This window comes from Candidatus Villigracilis vicinus, from assembly GCF_016702885.1.
GTDB classification, from domain to species: domain Bacteria; phylum Chloroflexota; class Anaerolineae; order Anaerolineales; family Villigracilaceae; genus Villigracilis; species Villigracilis vicinus.
Genome location: NZ_JADJDD010000025.1, coordinates 1 through 20,567, shown reverse-complemented (window position 1 = coordinate 20,567; position 20,567 = coordinate 1). Strand labels below are relative to the sequence as shown.

The following is a 20,567-nucleotide window of genomic DNA, read 5'->3' as shown; positions in this document are numbered from 1 at the left end:
GGGCAGGGACACAGCGCCGTTGTGTCCCTGCAACATTAATATGCCACTCACTTCCCGCGAACGTGTCCTTACAACCATTAATCACGAGGTTCCAGATCGAGTTCCCATTGTTATCGGTGCAAGCAATGCCACCGGGATCAAAATGCCGACCTATCGCCGCCTAAAGAATCTGCTCAACTTTGAGGCGCCTGAACGCTACTTGTACGATTTTCCGGAACTTGGCACGGCACTCCTTGACGAACCCATGCTTGAACGCTTGCATGTGGATGTGCGTGGAGTGTTGGATCGTGAGCCTCAGCATATCCTTGAGCGCAATGCCAACCGTGAACCCGATTCGATGTACGTCAACTCGTGGGGCGGCGGCGTGACCAAAGCCGGAGTCGATAACTGGTTCCCTTCTTATCATCCGCTGGCAGAAACGCATTCCATCGAAGACCTTGAAAAATATCCCTGGCCCGACATGAACGACCCCACGCGTGTAGCACATGTCCGCGCGCATGCACAAAAACTTCATCAGGAAAATAAGTACGCGCTTATGGGTACACCTTGGTTGGCATTCCCGGTTGAACGTGCTTATGAAATGCAGCGCATGGATAAGTTCTATCTCAACATGGGACGGCATCCCGACTTTGTGGTTGAACTGCTTAAGAAGACCGGCGAAATGTGCAAAACCCTTATGGGACATTTCCTCGATGAATGCGGAGATGTGATCGATATCGTCAAGATCGGTGATGACTTGGGGATGCAATCCAGCCTGATGCTTTCGCCCAAGATGTACCGAAATTATGTTAAACCCATTCATGCTGACTACATCTCATTCATCAAATCGAAGACCAAAGCCAAAGTATTCTTCCATACGGATGGAGATGTCTTCCCGCTTTTGCCGGATTTTGTTGAAATGGGCATCGATATCTTGAATCCAATTCAAACCTCGGCTGGGAAGATGTCCAATCTGCCAGAGCTCAAAAAGCAATTCGGCAAAGACCTTATTTTCTGCGGCGCGATCGACACGCATCGTGTCCTGCCGTTTGGTACCCCCGAGGAAGTCCGTGCGGAAGTGAAGCGCATCATTGATGTCCTTGGCGATGGCGGCGGCTACATGCTGGCATCCGTCCATACAATTCTTGAGGATGTACCGGCTGAAAATATTCTTGCCATGGTGGATGCCGTAGAGGAATTTGGGTGGTATCGCTAAAAAGCGTTGCCGACGTACATGAACTTTATTGATTGGCTTAAAAAGAATAAAAACTCAATGGTTATGTTTACCGGGATGGTGTTCCCGGTATTTGTGCTATTAACTTACCTAAAATATTACCAGCCAGATGACATAGATGCATTCTTGCACTGGTCAAAAGCCTGGGCACTTGGGTGGCGGGATATTTATATAAATTGCCCTGGTTGTAATTATCCCTTCCTTGGAATGTTTTTTTCGGGTGGGATGGTTCATTTCCTTGGGATCATCAATTACGACCAAATGATCTCGGGCTTCAGGTATTATCTCACTGCAATAGACTTGTTGAACGTGGTTGCGGTCTATTTCTTGTTAAAAAAAATGGGGAATTCAAATCCTGCTTTTTGGGCGGGCTTGATCGGATTGCTGCCTTCCTCTTTCATTGGCACTTCCTATTGGGGGCAGGTGGATGGTTTGGGTCAGTTGATAATGATGGTAATTTTCATTTGGGTAGCGTTTTATAACCTCCATACAAAACAACGCCCATTCAGTTTCCGTGTATACGTCATTGTCCTTGGATTGCTGCTCTCATGCGTTTTGTTGACAAAGCAGTTGGTCATGTTCAGTATGATCTCCCTTGGTTTGTTGGTTTCTGTAAATATCCTTCTCAATTCCAATACATGGATGGATGTATTCACAGATGCATTCTTGTTTCTCCTTGCATTTTTCTGCCTATTCTTTTTGTTGATCTGACAGTTTCACTTGATCCTCCGTATATTTCTCATTTGCAATATATTTTAGCCACCGGGAGTAGTCACGGGGATGTGATTTCGTCTTATGGTTTTAATGTTTGGTCCCTGTTTGTTCAGGATCCGTTGGTTTCTTCTCATGAACCATTGAAATTATTTACCAGCAGCGTAGTAGAGTTTGGGATTGTCCCTTTTAGTACTGGGATAGGACTGTTTTTGTTTGTGAATGTTTTTCTCTTTGTTTTGATGTTGGTCTATTTCCGCCGAAAGTATCTCGCTGGTCAACGTCGTTTTGGTGTGGAAGACCTGATTTTCTGGCTTCTTCATCTTGGATTGGTGAATTTGGCGTTCAACCTTTTCCTCTCGGGTACTCATGAGCGCTACTTGTACCACTTCTATCCCTTTGTGATTTCTGCTTTTTTAACCATGTCATTTATCAACAAGAGAAGCTTGATAATTTTACTGGCGGGAGCAGTGTTTTATGGTTGTTTCTTATTCGGATACTTGTCAGCATTAAATCAGATTTTTGGAAGATTGATGTTTAATGGCATGGCTGTTTTTCACCTTTTGCTTTTTGCCTTTATCGTACGAATATTTTTACAACATGTCTTTTTTATAAATCAAAATTCTCCGGCTGTGCCGGGGTAAGGTAAACACCTTGGATTTCTACGAGAAATTAAAGTCTCACTTTCGAGGAGAAATTCTCCTCGATCAGGCGTCCCGTGTTTTGTACTCCACCGATGCGTCGTCATATCAGATCGAACCGCTTGGCGTCGCCATCCCAAAGACGCAGGACGATTTGCATGCTGTTGTTGAACTTGCGGCAAAATATCAGGTCCCGATCCTTCCTAGAGGGTCAGGTTCTTCACTTGCAGGGCAAGCCATTGGTACAGCGTTGATCCTTGATTGCTCCCGATACCTCGATTCGATTATTGAGATAGACCCGGAATCTCGTTCTGCTTTTGTTGAGCCTGGTGTCGTCTTGGCAAACCTCAACCGTGCTGCAGCAAAATACGGTCTGATGTTCGGTCCCGACCCGGCTTCGGCGGAACGTGCCACAATGGGAGGGGTCATTGGGAATAACGCTACAGGTGCTCATTCCATCTTGTATGGTATGAGTGCAGACCATTTGCTTGAAGCGGATGTGATATTAAGTGATGGCAGTTTGGCGAAGTTTGATAATTCGATATCTGATATTCGATATTCGAATACTCGATTATCGAATACTCGATTATCGAATATCGTCTCTGCTGTTCACGAAATCAGACAGAAGTATTCTGACGCCATCAAACAAAACTATCCAAAATCATGGCGCAACTCAGCGGGCTATCGCCTTAATTATCTTTTGCCATGGAGCCCATCCACTCCACCGCAATGGACAGGGGAAAATTATCCTGCAAACTTGAAACCTGGCACCTGGAGTCTGGCACCGTTGCTGGCAGGCTCCGAAGGGACCCTGGCGGTCATACGTAAATTAAAAGTAGCTCTCGTCTCAAAGCCCAAACATACAATGTTGGGCGTTTTGTCGTATGCCAGTATTGCTGAAGCCTGTGACGATGTTCCGCGGTTGCTAAAGCTGAGCCCCAGTGCCGTGGAGTTGATTCCGCAGTTGATCTTGCGCAATGCTAGAAGCATCCCAGCATATGCGCGACAAATGGGTTGGGTAGTGGGTGACCCGGCGGCAGTGTTGGTGGTTGAATTTAGTGGTGATCAGCCCTCGGCATTGAAAGAAGCAATTCGTCATCTTGGGGATGTACTAACCATCGCTGAAACAGCAGAGGAGCAGGCGCGCATTTGGAATCTTCGTAAAGTGGGTTTGGGGATTTTAGACTCCCGCCCCCAGTCCGCGCGACCGGTTGCTTTTATTGAGGATTGCGCCATCCCGGTCGAAAAGTTAGGCGATTTTGTTCGTGAAGTGGAAAAGATATTGGATGCCCATGGAACTTTTGGCGGTATCTATGCTCATGCTTCTGCAGGCTGTTTACATATCCGCCCGGTCTTGGATCTTCAACGCGGTGAAGCCATCCGGGCAATGCGTGGAATTGTTGAGCAGGTCTTTGCGCTGACCATGTCTTTAGGTGGTGCGATGAGCAGCGAGCATGGCGACGGGATCGCGCGCGGCGAATTCATTGAGCGGACATATGGCAGTGAAGTGACTCAAGCCATGCGCTTATTGAAACAGGCAGCTGACCCTGATAACCTATTAAATCCGAAGAAATTATTTGATGCGCCGCCCATGGATACGAACTTGCGCTACGGCGAGTCCTATCACGCCAAAGCGTGGCAGCCTTTATTACGCTTTGAACATGAGCATGGCTTGGTGGGTGCGATCGAAGCTTGTAATGGGCAGGGTGTCTGCCGTAAATCAACTGGTGTGATGTGCCCTTCGTTTCAGGCGACACGGAATGAAGCGAACTCAACGAGAGGCCGGGCAAACCTTCTACGAGCATTGATCATCTCGCCTGGCACCATCCAAGGAGGTCGATCCGAAATAGAAAATTCAACTTTCACGGCTCTTGATCTCTGCCTGGCGTGCAAGGGTTGTACATCCGAATGTCCGAGCGGTGTGGATATGCCAAAGCTGAAATATGAGTTCGAGAATCAATATTACAAAACGCACCGCCGACCCATGCGTGATTATTTGTTCGGATATTTTGACGTAGTGGCAAAGGTGATGTCACCTGTGGCGCCGCTTGCCAATGCGTTGATGAACTTTCCGCCATCGAAAACTTTGATATCAAAAACACTGGGGCTGGCGCAAAACCGTCCGCTGCCAAAGTTTGCGAACTCTCGCATAAAATCCGGAAAAGGATTTGCGCATGTGGAAGCCGGAAAACAGAAAGTGATATTTATTTCTGATGTGTTTTCTCGTTTTATCGAGCCGCAAGTAGAACAGGCTGCCTTGAATCTTTTAAATGCCTGCGGATATGATGTGTATGTTTTGCCGGTCGTGGGTTGCGGAGCGGCTTTACTTTCAAAGGGTTTTTTGAGTGAGGCAAAACTTTATGCGAGGCGGGTGCTTGCGTTGTTGGATCAAGCCGACCCGAAGAAAGAAGCGCTTATCGTTGGAGTGGAGCCGCCGGAAATTTATCTGCTCAAATCTGGATATGGTGACCTGGTTGCCGAAGCAGAAGATCAGACTCGCCCTGTTTGGCTGGTGGATGAGTTGTTGATCCGTTCACAAGGTTTTGATGATTTGCGTGTAGCCAAAAATATACAGATGTCGTCACTGCAGTTGTTTTTTCACCCACATTGTCATCAACGTGCTGAAGGGATGGCTGAAGATGGTTTACCAAACGGCACGGGTGCCACCATAGCTTTGTTGCGTGCCTGTGGTTGTGATGTGGAGTTAAGTGACGCAAGTTGTTGCGGAATGGCAGGCACCTTTGGTTTTGAAGCGGAGCATTATCAGCTTTCAATGCAAGTGGGGGAGTTAAGTCTTTTACCAAAAATCCGAGCATTAACTTTGTCTGACGCAGAAAGTATTGAGGTTGTTTCGTCAGGTGCGGCATGTCGAATGCAGATAAAGCAAGGTGCAGGCATAGAAGCGGAACATCCACTTGTTATTGTTGCAGGTCTACTTGGCTTGGAGGCAAAATGAAAAAGATTATTTGGATCATTTCAGCGGTTTTCTTAATTCTGGCTTGTACGTTGGGTGAATCAGCTCCATTGCAGGCGGAGGATACACCCGTTGAATCTATTTCGGCTGCGGAATCTGCGACTCCGCTTGTACCTGCTGAAGCGACCTTGCCTGCGGCGCTTCCTGCTGGACCTTTGACTTTAGTTGCACTTGGCGACAGCTTGACCCAAGGTGACGGCGATGATGCCGGATTGGGCGGGTACCCAGGTCGCTTGCTGGAGCAGGTGAATGCCGTACGACCTGGGTCTACAATGACCAATCTTGGGCAATCAGGTTGGAATTCCGACGCTTTGATCAATGGCGATCAAGGTTTGGAGAGTCAGTTGGATCGCGCCATAACTGAGTTGCAAAATGCAACTGCTCAAGGTCGTGGAACTGTGGCGTTGGTCTGGATCGGCAGCAATGACCTGTGGTACTTATATGAGTATGGCGGCGAGATCAACGATGAGGGAGATGTGCAAGACCTTGCGCACTTCGAAGCGAACATGGATTTGATCCTCAGCCGCCTTCGTGGATCCGGCGCACTCGTTTTGGTTGCACTACTGGATGATCAATCACAACGCCCAGTCGCTTTAAAGGGTGAAGCGTTTACTGCTGTGACGCCTGATGAATTGAAGCGCATGTCAGTGCAGGCAACGCGCTATAACGAGGTTATCACCGCCAAGGCTGCCCAATATGGCGCACTGACTGTGGATTTTTACAATACCGATATTTTCACCAACCCTGCCACACTGTACGATGATGGCAATCATCCGAATAGCGCAGGTTATGAAGCCATCACGCAAAAGTGGTGGGAAATCTTAAGTAGTTCGATCAATCCATGAGGTATCCATGTTGAAGAGAATTTCTACTTCCTTTTATTCATTCTCCACTGGCTGGGTTACATTACTGGGTTTGGTGGTTTTCGTTCTCTTTATGGTCTTTGTTCTACCGCAGCAATCACGAAAAGCAGAGGCTTATAGTGGTGGAACCTCGCCGGATACTTCATATATTTATTCGGCAGCAGATCTTTATCATATGGCGGAAGTTTACGGCGCAGAAGGACGGGCTGCCTATATTCGTGCGCGTTTCACGTTTGATGTGGTCTTCCCTATTGCGTATTTATTTTTTCTCGTTACGTCGATCAGTTGGCTGTTGGCGCGTGGGTTGTTGGAGCAAAGTCCCTGGCGTTTGCTGAATCTGTTTCCGCTGGCAGGGGCAATCTTTGATTTTCTTGAGAATATTTCCACTTCGCTGGTGCTTTGGCGTTATCCAGATACGACACCCGTTGTTGACAGATTAGCTCCGGTATTTACAGCTATAAAATGGTTTTTCGTGAATGGCAGTTTTGTGATTGTAATATTGGGGATATTGGTGGTGTTGTGGAAAAAGTTGAGAAAATAAAAGATAATAAAACTTACAGATAACCCATCTAAAAAAATATGCTGCATCTTGGATAGATATAAGATGCAGCATATTTTTTTGTAAATTCCCCATTAACCCCTCTGAGGTTTACAATTTGCTTATTTTTTCTCCGCGGTCCATGCGCCGATAAGTTCTACATTGCAGGCGGCTTTAGATTGGTCAGTTATTTTTAAGCCCATACCGCCACTGGCACTATTATCTGGGAAGAAGGTACCGGTAAATCCGCCAAATTCTTCCAGGTAGACTGTTCCAGTAAAGTCGATCTCTGCGGGCAGAAAATCTACGCCGTACTCTTTCTCTGTACCACTGATGTGGAGTGAACAAGGTTCATTCCCTGATCCAGGGTAATTGATGGTGATATCTGTAATGTAGTTATTTGCAATTTCCACATCGAGGGTGTAATCCGTGTTGTCAACGGTAAAGCCTGTTCCAGTCCATACACCATCAAGATCAGCTGGGTTGCCATAAAATCCCTGAGTGCTTACGGCATTTACAGTTGCCATCCATGCCACTGAGGATGGCGAAATACCAATATCGGTCATAACGGCAGCGACAGTGGCATCTTCATTCGGAGTGGCTGTTGCCTGCGGTTGTTGCTCTGCGATAGCTTTTGTGAGAGTAACGCATCCAAAACTTGCGATCACCATAACAATGGAAAGTAACACCCTTGCTGTGTAAGGACGGTTCATTCTTAACTCCTGTTTTATTGAGATGAACCTTATTATTGAAGTATTGACGTGAAAATACAATAGGAATGTTGATGGATAATATTATGCGTATTGTTGTCCGAAATAAAGACAATAGATTACCAGTCTGGTGAATGCACTATGTTTCCATTAACCAATTGGAGGCTTCATCAAAGCTAATAAATACCCTCACTTGGTGCGAGCGATTTACAGCAACATTCTCGAAGAATTTGTATTTTTTATAATCTCCAGCCGGTACGACCACGGCGCGTCGGTATCGGTAAAAAGGCACATTCAGCATTTTTGATTGCACCTCTTGTTTGCTCGGAATGGAGAAGAGTTCCATGATGGAAAGACTGAGGCTTGCTTTCCGAAAATCGCTTAAGACCCGGAGGCAATTATTCTCCTGAGCAAGCAATACCCCTTGAGTTATTACATCCTTAATGTCGTTTAGATTTGCATTTCCCTCATAAATGAGCTTAATATAACCCTCTTTTTCGTAATTCAACATGTACGACATGGAATCCTCCTATCCGTTGGCGGTTATAGGTGGATATATTAACAATAGAGCGCTCTTGAATCAAGGATTACAATTAACAAAATTGTTACGTCTCGATCGTGTTTAACACCCGGTTTTTATGAGGCGATTTTCATTGTTGTGGGAGTCCAAGTTTGATATATGCGGGTCAAGTTCTTAATATCCCAGCTGCGCCTGCTTATCACACGGTTGTTTATGGTGAGACACTTCGTATAATTGCCGGGTATTATGGCACCACGGTCTACAACCTGCAATTACTCAACTTCACGATGTACGACCCCAACTATATCTACGCAGATCAATCCATTCGGATAAGATAAGTTTAATACTATGATACGAAAAACGTCCGAAATATTTCGGACGTTTTTTATTTTAATTACTCCGATGGGATCATGATCATGGCGGCAAGATACACTAAAATACCGGGTACACCGCCTGGGATAAAAGCGATAAACATGGCGAGGCGGAACCAGAATGGACTAATACCAAAGAACTCACCTAGCCCTCCGCAAACTCCGGCAATGATGCGGTCTTTTCTTGATCTGCGTAAAGCTTGTCGTTGTATGTTCATATTTATCTCCTTATGCGGAAATATACGTCCTTTATTACGGAAGGTTGTAGAAAGTGGTAGCTGCCGTGTACAATTTGATTTGTCCAGACTTTCAAAAGACCTTCCATCTCATCAGGTGTATAATCCGGCGTTTGAAATCTTAAGGCAGGCAAATAAAATGGAATTATCGCTTTTCTATGAAATGATCGGCTATATGGGGTCCCTACTCGTCGCATTCTCGTTGACGATGAAATCCCTTCAGAAACTACGAATCGTCAACATGGTTGGCGCCCTTTTTTTTATTACATATGGATTGTTGATCGGTGCGCTTCCAATCGCGTTACTTAATGGGTTGACTCTATGTGTAAATATCTATAATTTATGGGGTATGTGGCAGCGCAGGGATTATTTCACTTTAATGCAGGTGCGAGCAGATAGCGCCTACCTGATAAAGTTTCTCGATTTTTACCGCAGGGAAATATCTGAATTTATTCCAACGTATCAATTCAAGCCGGATGACAACCAGGTCGTGGTCTTCATTTTACGTAATATGCTTCCTGTGGGGTTGGTTGTCGTTAGACCTGAAGGTGAGGAGGCGCGTATTTTTCTGGATTTCGTCATACCCGGCTATCGTGATTTCCGTGCTGGAAAATTCCTTTTGGAAGAAAGCGCTGAATTTTATCGACAAATGGGTATTCTCCGTCTTTCAACTGCACCGGGCAGCCGAAAACATGAAACCTATTTAAATCGTATGGGCTTTCAGCAAGAGGAAGATGGCAGGTATTATTACATACTTCCAACCCGCATCATTCGCGAGCATATTTAAGTTGAAACCTCAGAGGACCCTATGAAGCATTACTACATTTGGATCGCAGTCCTTATATTAACAGCCTGTCGTCAGGAGATATCGACAGATGTGAATATCCCAGTGGTTACTTCCGCTTTTGAGACGAATACTCCGATTCCAACTTCAACCCCGGTGTTTACACCTACTCCGGCTTTTCCTTTGCCGCAAGTGCTGCTTGCGGGTCCGATCAGCATTGTTGCCATTGGCGATGATATTACCCGTGGTGACGGAGATGACTTGGGGCGCGGCTATCCGGGGCGCTTATTGGAACTGGTTACCCAGATTCGACCCGGTTCCTGGATCACAAATTTTAGTCAGAGCGGCTGGACCTCCGGTGATTTGGTTAATGGGACTGTAGATTTCTCGGGGCAATTGGGGCGAGCAGTCAGCGAAGTCAATTCTGCTGTCGGGCAGAGACGCGGTTCAGTTGTTTTGGTTTGGACAGGTGAACATGACCTGTGGGAGTTGTATACCGGTGAAGAACCAGTGACGCGCGAAAAGGAAGATCAGGACGTCGCTCGGTTTTCGGGAAATATTAACACCATCATTTTCACATTGCGCGAGGCGGGCGCGGAGGTGATCATTGCTCAGTTGGATGACCAGTCTCAACGTCCAGCGCGAACGCGTAGTGAGATATATCCAAATATCACAGCAGAAGAATTGGACCGAATGTCGCTTCAGGTTCAGCGTTACAACGGAGTGATCGCAGATATTGCCAATAGGCATAACGCCCTGACAGTTAATTTTTATGGGAGCGATATTTTTATCAAAGATGCTACACTGGCAAGTGATGGCTACCATCCCAACCCGGCAGGATATGACTTGATTACACAGTCTTGGTATAAGACGCTCATTAAGATATTACCTTAGCGTTTATTACCTCAGTGCGAAGGCTGCCACACTAAAAGCGATGGCAACATTTAGTGAGCGTTTTTCTCCGTGCATGGGAATATAGAATATCTCATCGCACAGGTCGAGCAGATCTGGGTCCACCCCTGTTATTTCACTACCGAGGATCAAAACAGAATTTTGTCTTGAGGGTGTGAGCTTGTGAAGTTTTCCTGCGCGCATATCCTCCTCCAGCGCATATATTTTCCAGCCCTCTTTTTTTAACCCTTGTATTAATTTCACTGCATCCTTGTGCTGTGACCACGGAACCGATTCCTCGGACCCAAGCGAGGTCTTGGTGACGGCTTCAATCTCCGGCGTGGGAGTAATGCCGCAAAGATAGGCATGATCAAGCCCAAATCCATCTGCGCTGCGAAAGATCGAACCAACATTCCAGGCTGAGCGGATGTTATCCAGCAATACGGCGCGAGAAAAATCCTTCTTGCGGGCGTCCTTTTCCCTTGATTTCTCACTGGCATTAATGGACTTTTTGAGTACTACGGTCGTTTCGCCAAGGCAGATCGGACAGCGAATCCCGAACGAATTCCCTTCCTGGGCAGGGTAACGTAGACCACACGAATTACATCTTCGAATTTCAAAATTTAATATGGACATTTCTAAGTATGACGTAAGGATTACTATTTCAATAAAGTTGCTTCAAAGTAACCAAACCAAGCAGGGATGATGATATCGTAGCTGTTTTGTCCCGTAAAAAGCCCTATCTTTGTCGGGGTGAAGTTCAACCCCTGTTTTCCCGTACGGTACCAAACTTTGCCATCAGGGCTGGTAAAAGTGCTCAGACTCCCGTTTTGAACGACCAGACGGACAAAGATAATATCTTCATTAAAAGTAAAGGCGCGCCTTGGCAGTAGAAGTTTTCCACCTTCATAGGTATCAATATAAAAACCGCGCTTGATACAGCCAACTGTCGGTGCGCAATACCCAAGACCCGCTTGAACAAAATCAGTTTCTGACGCGAACAGAACCAGCCCTGCGAACTGATCGTTTTCATCAGGCGAGAAATTGAGATTGGTTTCAACCATGAAGTCCCCACGGGGAGCGCTTCGCAGTAATACATTTTTTGCAGAACCCCGCCTGATCTCTCCGAATTCAGATTGGATCTGTAGTGTACCTGCGGTGTTAGTCAGACTCCACATTTTCGGGTCTTCGTTTATCCATTCCCAGCCAGGTTGGAGTTTTTCATCAAAGTCATCTCTAAAGTTGGTGTAAATATCTGGAGTGGCGGTCATGTTTGGGTTTGGATTGCCTGCGGTTACCGTTGGAGTTATTTTGGCTCTTTCGGTTGCCTCAAATACGCTCTTCGTCATTGTTGAGGAAATACCCGCAACAAACGGACGCGGTGTTGGAGGTTGTATGGAAGGGACGCAGGCGCTGGTAAGAACAATTAATGCCATTACAATAAGATGATTATTTTTCATGGGACTCTCTCTTCCATTATTTTATATTATTTTTCAACGAAAATCTCGATGGATTGGATTTTGATCTGAATGCGTTATATACTCTTCAATAAACCCTATGGCGTCCTTTCGCAATTTACAGACGAAGGCACCGGACATCCGACACTCAAAGATCATATAAACATACCGAATGTTTATGCGGCAGGCAGGCTGGACCGCGACAGCGAAGGATTGCTGCTGCTCACCGATGACGGAGGCTTGATCAAACGCCTTACTGACCCCATTCATCATATTGAAAAGACGTACCTTGTGATGATAGAGGGCGATCCGACTCCGGAAAAGTTAAATCAACTTTCTAGCGGAGTCCAACTCAAAGATCATTTTACACGTCCCGCCTCATTTCGCCTCATCCCTGACCCAAATCTGCCGCCACGTCCCAAACCTGTTACTCCGCATGGACCGACTGCCTGGCTTACCGTGAAATTGCGCGAAGGCAAAAAACGCCAGATCCGCCACATGACTGCAGCAGTTGGCTTGTTTACCCTGCGGATCTTTCGTGTGGCTATCGGTGATATTGAACTTGGCAACTTGCCTGTCGGCCATTGGCGCGACCTGACACCTGACGAACTACGAACATTGCGTTAAGCCTGAACTTGCGCATTCTTGATTGAAAAATCGTTCATTTGCCAGTCTTGCTTCTTAACGAGTCCGGCTTCTAAAACAATACGCGGAACGATCTCTTCCCAGCCCACCGCCATCAAGTGAATCCCGTTAACGCCGGGCTTACTTTTGATCTTTTCTATCAATTCCAGCGCGATCTGCAAGCCTTCTTCCTGTTCATTTCCTTTTTCTTTCGCCGCTTCCATCCGTTTGAGGATTTTTTCAGGCACAAAAACACCCGGGATCTTTTGATTCATGTAGGCGGCTGTTCTGTAATTCTTTAATGGTGTGATGCCGATCATAATGTAGACCTTATCGAGAATATCGCGTTTGGCGATCTCGTTCAGCCATTCATCGAGCGCATCCGCATCAAATACGACATTGGTTTGGAAGAACTGCGCTCCGGCGTTTACTTTTTTCTGTTCGCGCAATGCCTGGAATTTCATGTTCGAAGCAAAAGGTGAAGCTGCTGCTCCGAGGAAATACTTTGGCGCGAACTTGATCTCACGACCATCCAGATATTTGCCCTCGTCGCGCATTCTACGCAAGATCCAGAGCATTTGAATACCATCCAGATCCACGATATCCATGCGCCCTTGTGGACCAGGTCCCAGAGTCATGCTGTCGCCGGTCAGACAGAGGATGTTGCGTACACCCAAGGCTGAAGCTCCCATAGCGCTGGATTGTAAATTGACGCGAGTGTGGTCACGTCCAGTGATCTGCATGACGGGGTCGGCACCTAATTCCAGGGCAAGTTTGCTGCATGCCCAGGAAGACATGCGAGGAATGGCTGAGGCGCTATCGGTAAAGTTAAGCGCCGCCACATAGGGTTTGAGCAATTCAATATTTTCTTTGAGCTTGTCGGTCTTGATGGAAAGCGGTGGTGTGACTTCTGCTGCGACGACAAATTCGCCAGTTTTGAGGCGGCGCTCCAATTCGGATACGGGTTCTGTATATTTGGGTGCATGATACTCTGCGTCGCCCTGCCACCATTCAGGCTGCCGCACCGGTTTGAAGATGGAGTCTAAGGTTCGAGAAACTGAACCCGCTTCACCCGATGTCAGACCGGAGGCGATGTTTTTAATCCCCACTTTGCCTGCCTGTGCGAACACATCGCTCCATGCATCTGTTCCCGCTTTGCTCCAATCCATAGGGGGCAGGACTTCTAGAAGCAAGGCTTCGCGTCCTAGCTTGAAAGAACGTTCGTAGATCTTATACCAAATACATGGGCGCGATTCATCGACGTAACACTTTTCGGGTGTAGAACCGCCACAAGGTCCATTTCGCAGCCCTTTAGGGCATTCCATGGGGCAAATCAGCGCAGTTTCTTGCAGGAGGCAATTTCCACACATGCGGCAGCCAAACAATGGGCTTTTGATGGCAAGTTCTATGGCCGCCAAGGCGCGTTTTTTGAACGGCTGGCGTTTGAAAGGCATGAATGGGGGTTGATAGCGACGTCCTGGAGTAAAACCGGGCATAGGGAGCTGCTCCTAAGAATTATATATTATATATAATTTTACCGCCGACTCTTTGGATTTGGGAAGGTGTAAAATGCGGGGCGGGTATAATTTTGACCAATGAAACGTTACCTTTTTGGGATGTTGATCCCGCTTCTTTTTTTAACCCTCGCCTTGCTCCCGTCTGAGCAGGTGGGTGCTCAGCCTAGACAATTATCGCCCAACCTCTCTGCCCTTGAGTTAATCGAAAAAGCGAATTCGCTTCGTCAGGCGAAAGGGCTTGTGCCGTATAAGCAGAATCAGATTTTGATGACGCTGGCACAGGACCATGTGGAATATATAGCAAGCACGGGCGTGCTGACCCATTTTGATGATAAAGGTCGCCGTCCTTATGAGCGTGCGATGGCAGCTGGATACTCAGTTGCAGGAAATTTATCCGCAGGCGGCTCGTTTGCCGAGGCAATCTTTTCCGGTTCTGCGGTTTCAGATGATGAAGTACTTTCTGCCTGGCAGGCAAATACCGCAGACTCAGCTGCTCTGTTCTCAGCTGATTTTGAAGATGTTGGCGTTGGAATTACTGCTGCCAATGGCATTACATATTACGTTCTAGTGGCTGGCACAGAGGGTGAAGCCAGGACGGCTGTTCCGTCAGTTGCCGCTTCATTGCTGACCCCGCTTACAGGGACGGTATACCCAAATACGGCATTACCAGACGGCGCAATTTTCCATGATGTTAGAAAGAACGAAGCTTTATGGAGCATTGCCGTACTGTATGATACAACCATTGAGGAACTTAAGCTGTTGAATGGACTTGCTACTGATGAGATCTTTGCCGGACAACGTTTGGTGATTCGTCCGGTATGGACGGAAACGCCGACGCCATCGCTTGTACCAGTCACTGCCACGCTTGGCATCCCGACATCGACCGCCACCAAACCCGTCACCCCGACCATCACCCAAACACCAACAGCCTTGCCGGCTCCTCCCACTACATTACGAAGCGGGGGATTGGCAGTTGGAGCGATTACACTTGCTGCTTTGTCAGCAGCCGGATTGCTTTCCTTTTTAGGCAAGCGCAAAGAAAAGATGACCAATCAAGACCGTCCGGCATCTACTGATACACCCTAACTTGCCGCGTTGCCGCTGTTAAAAATCTAAAACAGGGCTGAAATTGCAGCTCTGTTTTAGATGTAAAATAAGTAGAACCTGTCTCAAAAATGTCATCCTGCCTGCACCGTGCAGCAGGCACGCGTGAGCGATAGCGAAGGATCTCTACCCCCAATGTAAGAGACCCTTCGGTCGCAAAAAACGCTCCCTCAGGGTGACAAGGTATTTTTGAGATAACTTCTAGTGATTAGGATCATATGAAACGACTCGATCAGCTGACCTTCATCCGATTTGGAATGGTTTTGTTCATTGTGCTTTATCATGGATACGGCGGTGTCTATGAAGCATTCCTGCAGAATATCCCATTTTTTGATGCGTTGATAAAATCGGCAACTACGGCTGTAGGGTACATGTATGTACTTTCGGGGTTTATCATGTCCTTGGTCTATTATCGTCCTTCCGAAAAATTCGAGATAATCACTTATTGGAAGTCGCGATTTGTTCGTATTTACCCCCTTTACTTGATCGCGTTTTTATTGACATGCGTTTATTATCTCGATACCATTCTCAGGGTTAAGCCACAGAAGATACTGGTGAATCTATTGGCATTACAGGCATGGTACCCACCATACGCCCAATCTTTTAATTACCCTGCCTGGTCAATAACGGTTGAGATCTTTTTTTATTTCATTTTCCCCTTCTTTACCATATGGGCGTACCGGCAATCTCTGAAAAAATTGATCTGGGGCGGGTTGGCTTTTTGGGCGGCGAGTCAGGTGGTGTATCAAGTACTCTGGATCGGGTATTTTGAAACACAGCGTCATTTTGTGCTGTACTTTCCTTTGTTTCATTTGAATTCCTTTATCCTGGGTGCCGTGGGAGGCATTTGGTACGTTCGCGAGGGGAAACATCAACAAGCGACTGCCGGGTTGAAGTGGGCATTGTTGGCAGGCAGCGCATTTCTTTCCTTGGGTTATTTGATCGTCAGTATGAATTTCTTCCCATCCATGCCGCGTGAATTGCAGCCCATGGCAGGATTGCTCGCCCCCGTGATGGTCATTTTTATCATTGCATTGGCTTTAGACGAATCAAAGCTCTCAAAAGCCTTGCAGCATCCCTGGCTGGTTAACCTGGGTGAGGCATCATACGCCATTTACATCTTGCACATCCCGGTGATCTGGTTTTTCGAAAAAAAACTTTTTAATTCCACGGTTTCAAACCCGGAATGGATTTTTTCTGTTGCGGTTGTTCCTATGGTGACGGTGATCGGGCTGGTAATGTATCTGTATGTAGATACTCCGATCCGAAATGGATTAAAGAAAATTTTGCCGAAAATTAATGCGCAGCTTTTCTTTATTGATCTGATTATTTTTGGTTCATCTATATTCATTTCGTTTTATCTTAGGTTTGGTGATGGGCGCGACTATTTATCCTATCGGACGTTGGTGCGATTGTTGCTTTGGGCTGCTCTTTTCTTGCGAATCGCAGTAGCGATAGTTTTTCGCATATACGATGAATCTGTTTTGCGCCAAAGTTCTATTTTTCAATCAATTCGTCCTGTTTTTATTTCTGCACTACTGGAGTCGTTAATTCTTACTGTTATTGGATACCTGGGTTTTCACGCTGGATTTTCTGAAAACTTTCCGCGCAGTATCTTTTTGGTGGATTTTCTAATTGTGATTACTGGATCCGTTGCGGTACGTCTATTATTTCGCTTCCGGACTTCCATTTTGCCTGGGGTTTCGCCTAAACCTTGACCCTTCATTATTTACCGGCGAATAATTATCAAACGTCTGCTTTGATATCCAAAAATCCCCGATTTTGAAAACCCTAATGCGCTCTGTTGCCTTTCTTCGTCCTTATATATCATCATCAATGCGGATAAAATCGTAGATATCGATGGTGACAGGATCGTTGAGCATGGCAGTATGTACTTAATTTACATGGACGCTAATACGAACTATATAAAACAGGCTTTCAGGAGTGAACTGTGACCGAGAATCAAAGTGAATTTCTTTATAAGATGTCCAGCCACTTGCACAAAGGACTTGCCGAAGTGCAGGCGAAGGTTAATGATCTGTACCGAATAGACGAATTGGAAGATTACATCAATATCCCTGATTCACCCATTGAGCATATCAAAGCAGCGCTTATGCCACTGGTGATCCAGGTGAACGATTTTCAGGACTATGCCGAATCTGTGACAGGTCGTATGCAGCTGGATATTCAAGAAGTAGATATACATGCTTTACTGGAAGGCGTGTTGATGATGGCGGATCAATTAGCTGAACACAAGGGAGGGATTACGGTTGAAGAAGATATTCCAGATGACCTACCTGTTATTGAAGGTGATCCCACCCGATTGACACAGGCATTATTAAACTACATTCACAATGCAGTTAAGTTTACGGATAAAGGCATTGTTACCCTTCGCGTGGAGCAAGAACCTGATCGCATCTTGTTCGAGGTTCACGATACAGGGATCGGCATTTCTGAGGAAGATCAGGATAAAGTTTTTGAGCCGTTCGAGACGATTCTCGAAGATAAAAATGATCCACGTTTGGGTTTTGGTTTGGGGTTGAAGATCGTCGAAAATATCATCAACTTGCATGATGGGGAGACCTGGTTTGAGAGTAAGAAAGATTCAGGAAGTTCATTCTTCTTTACGATACCAACCTAATGGTTGGTTATTGTGCAGCGATTGATCTTTCAGTCTATCACCGGTCTTCTGATGAGAGTTGCACATGTACGGTTTTTTCAAGAACGACTTTATTTTCGCGCATCCACGTACTGCTCAGTCGTAAAAAGTATTCGTGTCCTGAGGCGCCGAGACAACCTCTCACTGGGTGACCATTTATTGTTCCTGTGACGTAATAGCGTGGTTTCGCACCCCATATATCGCGCGGCGAAAACGGAATTGCTATAAAGGTGAATTTTCCCTCTTTCTGGATCTTTGTGTTAAATTCTTTAATGCTCATTGAAGAGAAGCTCCTTTTCTATATCCAGATAGGTTCTTTAAATGCAAGCATTATATTATATTCGCCGTAAATCTCTTGTTCGTGCTATTCCGGCGGGTAAGCCAGAATAATCAAGAATATACCTCTGGGAATAGAAATGGATGTGCATAAACATTACCTGATCGGGTTGAGGTGGATGAAAACTTGGATTGGTCGTGCCTGCACGCAGGGTTGAGCTGTCGAACCTGGAAAGTTGGATGAAAAAGAATCTGACAAGGCAGAACGAAGTAGTGCTGGAAATGATAACCCGGGCAGGCAGTATCACGAAAGCAGGTAGATGTTGTTATTTTTTTCTTGTACACGCTTTTGGGGTGTTGTCTATTTATCCTGCATCTGTATAATGACCTGTATTTGTCTTGATACATTCCTTAGAGGTTAAAAAATAGCCAAAATATTACCAAAACAAATAGACGAGATACAACCCATTGATCCAGGTACAGTATCAGGAATTATTGAGGAGGGGGAAGGTGAAGAAGGTGGCTCTGACTGCATGTATGCGGAAGTTCCTAAAGATCCTGAACGCAATAATGCGAGACAAAGTCCCGTTCAGGCAGACGGTGACTGCCTGAACGGGACTGGGTTTTCCTTTTTATTTATATCCATTAAGTGCTTATGTTCAACTTGTAGAAGTTTCAAGTAGTGTCAGAATTCGAGCAACCGATGATTCTATTGTGTCATTCGATGTGTCAAATATAAGCCAACCTTGCGACTTCAGCACAGACTCTTGCTTGTCCAGATCCACATAAATCATTCTAATGCCGTCGTCCATATGTTCCCGAAACTCTGATGGAGGATTGCGAGCATGGTTGCGGGCTAGGACAACGGACAACTCTGGCTTGAGAATAATTGGGGTGACATTTGGCTGATTGAGGAGTGTAGTGTACTCCTGCAATTGCGAAAACGAATCCCAGAAATCATCTATTGCGACTAAAAAAGTCGGCTTCTCGATAGCGTAAAGCCATGTCTGTTGCGGTTTGCCGTGCAAGTTTAAGTTGATGAATCAAACCTGGTGTCCAATTTGGTCCTGGATGGAGGACTCCGCCTCGTACCATTGTCCGAAGGTCGTCGACTGGAATATGTACACCTTTTGCGCTTCGCGTTGCAATAGCCTGCGAGATGGTGCTCTTTCCTGAGGCTGGAGATCCAACAACCAAGAGTATATTTTGCATTGTGTGAATTCTACCTTTTATTAGGTTGGGACGCATTATGGTTGTGCCTTCCAACGGTTTGCGGCTCGTCCCCGATAGGGGATACCTGCGCTGGGGCGGGGACGGCGAAGCCGTCCAACCAGAAAAATGATAAGGCGTGTGAAACTGCTTGGGATGTGCGCAGAATCCCCAGCGTCAGGTAGTATCTTTAAGAGTGGACACGGCAGATCGATGTCAGGTAGGTCGTCAGGTAAGACCGTCGTGCAGCAGGATCGCCATGTCCAGTACGTCAGGTGATCCCGAACAGTTGCAGGGTCTTGAAGACCGTATACTAGCGTGGGATCAACTCCTATTATACAAAGCGGAGGCAGGAATGACAACTAGTAGTGGAAAGTTCGTAGGGATCGATGTCGCGAAGGATAAGTTAGATATAGCGGTATTGGGGAGAAGAAAGCCAGCCAAGTGGGAATGATGAAGTTGGGATTGCTAGGTTGATCAAGAAGATGCAAACCCTGAACCCGGAGCTGATCGTGGTGGAAGCGACGGGGGGATATCAGCGGGCAGTGGTGCTGGGACTGTACGAAGCCGGGTTACTGGTCGCCGTGGTCAACCCAACGCGGGTGAGACAATACGCCCGAGCGAGTGGACTCTTTGCCAAGACGGACAAGTTGGATGCCTTCAACCTGGCAGAGTTTGGGAAACAAATGAAACCAAGACGGTTCGAAGCGAAAAGTGAGGCGGGCAGGGATATATCCGCGCTTTTGGTGAGGAGAAGACAGCTGGAAGAGATGCTGAAAGCAGAAAAAAGCCGCCTGCGGACGGTCCCGCCCAAGATGCGACCCTCGGTGGAGCGGATGATCGAGACGTTGAAGGAAGAGATCAAACGGCTGGAAAAGGACTTGGATCAGTTCATGAAAGAGAATGAAGAGTGGCAGGCACAGGAGCAGATCCTGACGAGTGCCAAGGGGGTGGGACGGATTACCGCAACAACCTTGTTGGCTGAGCTACCAGAACTTGGAAAACTAGACCGCAAGAAGATTGCCGCCTTGGTGGGCTTGGCACCCATGAATGCGGACAGTGGCAAGAAGCGCGGCTACCGCAAGACGAAGGGAGGGCGTGTGGAAGTGCGGAACGTGCTGTATATGTCGACCTTGGTGGCGACCCGCTACAACCCATTGATCCAGGCACAGTATCAGGAATTATTGAGAAGGGGGAAGGTGAAGAAGGTAGCTCTGACCGCGTGCATGCGGAAGTTCCTAACGATCTTGAATGCAATGATGCGAGATA

General features: G+C 46.6%; 21 protein-coding genes and 1 pseudogene. 15 read left to right on the top strand and 7 right to left on the bottom strand.

What is annotated here, in order from left to right; all coding sequences use genetic code 11:
* Nucleotides 1-40 precede the first annotated feature (40 nt).
* From IPG80_RS15870 to IPG80_RS15845, 6 genes are all read left to right on the top strand, one after another.
* Nucleotides 41-1,195 (top strand): uroporphyrinogen decarboxylase family protein, encoded by a 1,155-nt coding sequence (locus tag IPG80_RS15870; protein WP_345108678.1) that lies wholly within the window; start codon nt 41-43, stop codon nt 1,193-1,195.
* Nucleotides 1,196-1,258: 63 nt separating this feature from the next.
* Entirely contained in the window at nt 1,259-1,924 is a 666-nt protein-coding gene (locus IPG80_RS15865; protein ID WP_345108675.1) for a hypothetical protein, read from the top strand.
* A 32-nt stretch (nt 1,925-1,956) separates the two neighbouring features.
* A complete protein-coding gene (locus tag IPG80_RS15860) occupies nt 1,957-2,568 on the top strand; it encodes a hypothetical protein (RefSeq protein WP_345108672.1) in 612 nt (203 codons plus the stop codon).
* A 10-nt stretch (nt 2,569-2,578) separates the two neighbouring features.
* The gene (locus tag IPG80_RS15855; protein WP_345108668.1) at nt 2,579-5,521 is read left to right on the top strand and encodes an FAD-linked oxidase C-terminal domain-containing protein; all 2,943 of its coding nucleotides are present in this window, start codon (nt 2,579-2,581) and stop codon (nt 5,519-5,521) included.
* Nucleotides 5,518-6,384 (top strand): GDSL-type esterase/lipase family protein, encoded by an 867-nt coding sequence (locus IPG80_RS15850; protein WP_345108666.1) that lies wholly within the window; start codon nt 5,518-5,520, stop codon nt 6,382-6,384. Before IPG80_RS15855 ends, IPG80_RS15850 begins: the two co-directional genes overlap by 4 nt.
* A gap of 7 nt (nt 6,385-6,391) precedes the next feature.
* Complete coding sequence (locus IPG80_RS15845) at nt 6,392-6,943, top strand: hypothetical protein (RefSeq protein WP_345108663.1); 552 nt, start codon at nt 6,392-6,394, stop codon at nt 6,941-6,943.
* 119 nt (nt 6,944-7,062) lie between these two features.
* Here the strand turns inward: IPG80_RS15845 and IPG80_RS15840 are convergent, their stop codons facing one another.
* Nucleotides 7,063-7,653 carry a hypothetical protein gene (locus tag IPG80_RS15840; RefSeq protein ID WP_345108660.1) on the bottom strand — a complete coding sequence of 197 codons (591 nt, stop codon included), beginning with the start codon at nt 7,651-7,653 and terminating at the stop codon, nt 7,063-7,065.
* A gap of 136 nt (nt 7,654-7,789) precedes the next feature.
* Nucleotides 7,790-8,161: a hypothetical protein gene (locus IPG80_RS15835; protein WP_345108657.1), complete on the bottom strand. Its 372-nt coding sequence runs from the start codon at nt 8,159-8,161 to the stop codon at nt 7,790-7,792.
* Nucleotides 8,162-8,322: 161 nt separating this feature from the next.
* Here IPG80_RS15835 and IPG80_RS15830 point away from each other — a divergent pair, with 161 nt between their 5' ends.
* Nucleotides 8,323-8,508: a LysM domain-containing protein gene (locus IPG80_RS15830; protein WP_345108654.1), complete on the top strand. Its 186-nt coding sequence runs from the start codon at nt 8,323-8,325 to the stop codon at nt 8,506-8,508.
* Between the two features lie 56 nt (nt 8,509-8,564).
* On the opposite strand, the gene IPG80_RS15825 is transcribed toward IPG80_RS15830, so the two are convergent.
* Nucleotides 8,565-8,759 (bottom strand): PspC domain-containing protein, encoded by a 195-nt coding sequence (locus IPG80_RS15825; protein WP_345108651.1) that lies wholly within the window; start codon nt 8,757-8,759, stop codon nt 8,565-8,567.
* A gap of 157 nt (nt 8,760-8,916) precedes the next feature.
* Here IPG80_RS15825 and IPG80_RS15820 point away from each other — a divergent pair, with 157 nt between their 5' ends.
* Together IPG80_RS15820 and IPG80_RS15815 are read left to right on the top strand one after the other, a co-directional pair.
* A complete protein-coding gene (locus IPG80_RS15820; RefSeq protein WP_345108648.1) occupies nt 8,917-9,564 on the top strand; it encodes a YgjV family protein in 648 nt (215 codons plus the stop codon).
* Nucleotides 9,565-9,585: 21 nt separating this feature from the next.
* Nucleotides 9,586-10,455 (top strand): GDSL-type esterase/lipase family protein, encoded by an 870-nt coding sequence (locus tag IPG80_RS15815; protein WP_345108645.1) that lies wholly within the window; start codon nt 9,586-9,588, stop codon nt 10,453-10,455.
* 6 nt (nt 10,456-10,461) lie between these two features.
* On the opposite strand, the gene IPG80_RS15810 is transcribed toward IPG80_RS15815, so the two are convergent.
* Both IPG80_RS15810 and IPG80_RS15805 read right to left on the bottom strand, forming a co-directional pair.
* Nucleotides 10,462-11,088, bottom strand: coding sequence for an RNA methyltransferase (locus IPG80_RS15810; protein ID WP_345108642.1), 627 nt, complete (start codon nt 11,086-11,088; stop codon nt 10,462-10,464).
* A gap of 23 nt (nt 11,089-11,111) precedes the next feature.
* Nucleotides 11,112-11,912: a hypothetical protein gene (locus IPG80_RS15805; protein WP_345108639.1), complete on the bottom strand. Its 801-nt coding sequence runs from the start codon at nt 11,910-11,912 to the stop codon at nt 11,112-11,114.
* A gap of 69 nt (nt 11,913-11,981) precedes the next feature.
* Between IPG80_RS15805 and IPG80_RS15800 the strand changes: the two genes are divergently transcribed.
* Complete coding sequence (locus IPG80_RS15800) at nt 11,982-12,536, top strand: pseudouridine synthase (protein WP_345108636.1); 555 nt, start codon at nt 11,982-11,984, stop codon at nt 12,534-12,536.
* Here the strand turns inward: IPG80_RS15800 and IPG80_RS15795 are convergent.
* On the bottom strand, nt 12,533-14,029 hold the full coding sequence (locus IPG80_RS15795) for a methylenetetrahydrofolate reductase C-terminal domain-containing protein (RefSeq protein ID WP_345108634.1): 1,497 nt from the start codon (nt 14,027-14,029) through the stop codon (nt 12,533-12,535). The two genes, IPG80_RS15800 and IPG80_RS15795, sit on opposite strands and share 4 nt — an antisense overlap.
* A 99-nt stretch (nt 14,030-14,128) precedes the next feature.
* On the opposite strand from IPG80_RS15795, the gene IPG80_RS15790 reads away from it, so the two are divergent.
* From IPG80_RS15790 to IPG80_RS15780, 3 genes are all read left to right on the top strand, one after another.
* The gene (locus IPG80_RS15790; RefSeq protein WP_345108630.1) at nt 14,129-15,136 is read left to right on the top strand and encodes a LysM peptidoglycan-binding domain-containing protein; all 1,008 of its coding nucleotides are present in this window, start codon (nt 14,129-14,131) and stop codon (nt 15,134-15,136) included.
* A gap of 236 nt (nt 15,137-15,372) precedes the next feature.
* Nucleotides 15,373-16,872, top strand: a complete 1,500-nt coding sequence (locus IPG80_RS15785; protein WP_345108628.1) for an acyltransferase family protein — start codon at nt 15,373-15,375, stop codon at nt 16,870-16,872.
* A 233-nt stretch (nt 16,873-17,105) separates the two neighbouring features.
* A complete protein-coding gene (locus IPG80_RS15780; protein ID WP_345108626.1) occupies nt 17,106-17,795 on the top strand; it encodes a HAMP domain-containing sensor histidine kinase in 690 nt (229 codons plus the stop codon).
* A 37-nt stretch (nt 17,796-17,832) separates the two neighbouring features.
* On the opposite strand, the gene IPG80_RS15775 is transcribed toward IPG80_RS15780, so the two are convergent.
* Nucleotides 17,833-18,093, bottom strand: coding sequence for a DUF1905 domain-containing protein (locus IPG80_RS15775; protein WP_345108623.1), 261 nt, complete (start codon nt 18,091-18,093; stop codon nt 17,833-17,835).
* Nucleotides 18,094-18,542: 449 nt separating this feature from the next.
* Between IPG80_RS15775 and IPG80_RS15770 the strand changes: the two are divergent.
* Nucleotides 18,543-18,701, top strand: a pseudogene (locus tag IPG80_RS15770) (IS110 family transposase); the annotation flags it as partial.
* Nucleotides 18,702-19,783: 1,082 nt separating this feature from the next.
* Nucleotides 19,784-20,567 (top strand): IS110 family transposase (locus IPG80_RS15765; RefSeq protein WP_345108620.1); only part of this gene is annotated, 784 nt, incomplete at its 3' end.

Bases quoted from the DNA above. Each gene is read 5' to 3' on its own strand.
- IPG80_RS15870 (WP_345108678.1), top strand. From the start codon at position 41: ATGCCACTCACTTCCCGCGAACGTGTCCTTACAACCATTAATCACGAG.
- IPG80_RS15865 (WP_345108675.1), top strand. From the start codon at position 1,259: ATGTTTACCGGGATGGTGTTCCCGGTATTTGTGCTATTAACTTACCTA.
- IPG80_RS15850 (WP_345108666.1), top strand. From the start codon at position 5,518: ATGAAAAAGATTATTTGGATCATTTCAGCGGTTTTCTTAATTCTGGCT.
- IPG80_RS15845 (WP_345108663.1), top strand. From the start codon at position 6,392: ATGTTGAAGAGAATTTCTACTTCCTTTTATTCATTCTCCACTGGCTGG.
- IPG80_RS15840 (WP_345108660.1), bottom strand. From the start codon at position 7,653: ATGAACCGTCCTTACACAGCAAGGGTGTTACTTTCCATTGTTATGGTG.
- IPG80_RS15835 (WP_345108657.1), bottom strand. From the start codon at position 8,161: ATGTTGAATTACGAAAAAGAGGGTTATATTAAGCTCATTTATGAGGGA.
- IPG80_RS15825 (WP_345108651.1), bottom strand. From the start codon at position 8,759: ATGAACATACAACGACAAGCTTTACGCAGATCAAGAAAAGACCGCATC.
- IPG80_RS15820 (WP_345108648.1), top strand. From the start codon at position 8,917: ATGGAATTATCGCTTTTCTATGAAATGATCGGCTATATGGGGTCCCTA.
- IPG80_RS15815 (WP_345108645.1), top strand. From the start codon at position 9,586: ATGAAGCATTACTACATTTGGATCGCAGTCCTTATATTAACAGCCTGT.
- IPG80_RS15810 (WP_345108642.1), bottom strand. From the start codon at position 11,088: ATGTCCATATTAAATTTTGAAATTCGAAGATGTAATTCGTGTGGTCTA.
- IPG80_RS15805 (WP_345108639.1), bottom strand. From the start codon at position 11,912: ATGAAAAATAATCATCTTATTGTAATGGCATTAATTGTTCTTACCAGC.
- IPG80_RS15800 (WP_345108636.1), top strand. From the start codon at position 11,982: ATGCGTTATATACTCTTCAATAAACCCTATGGCGTCCTTTCGCAATTT.
- IPG80_RS15795 (WP_345108634.1), bottom strand. From the start codon at position 14,029: ATGCCCGGTTTTACTCCAGGACGTCGCTATCAACCCCCATTCATGCCT.
- IPG80_RS15790 (WP_345108630.1), top strand. From the start codon at position 14,129: ATGAAACGTTACCTTTTTGGGATGTTGATCCCGCTTCTTTTTTTAACC.
- IPG80_RS15785 (WP_345108628.1), top strand. From the start codon at position 15,373: ATGAAACGACTCGATCAGCTGACCTTCATCCGATTTGGAATGGTTTTG.
- IPG80_RS15775 (WP_345108623.1), bottom strand. From the start codon at position 18,093: ATGAGCATTAAAGAATTTAACACAAAGATCCAGAAAGAGGGAAAATTC.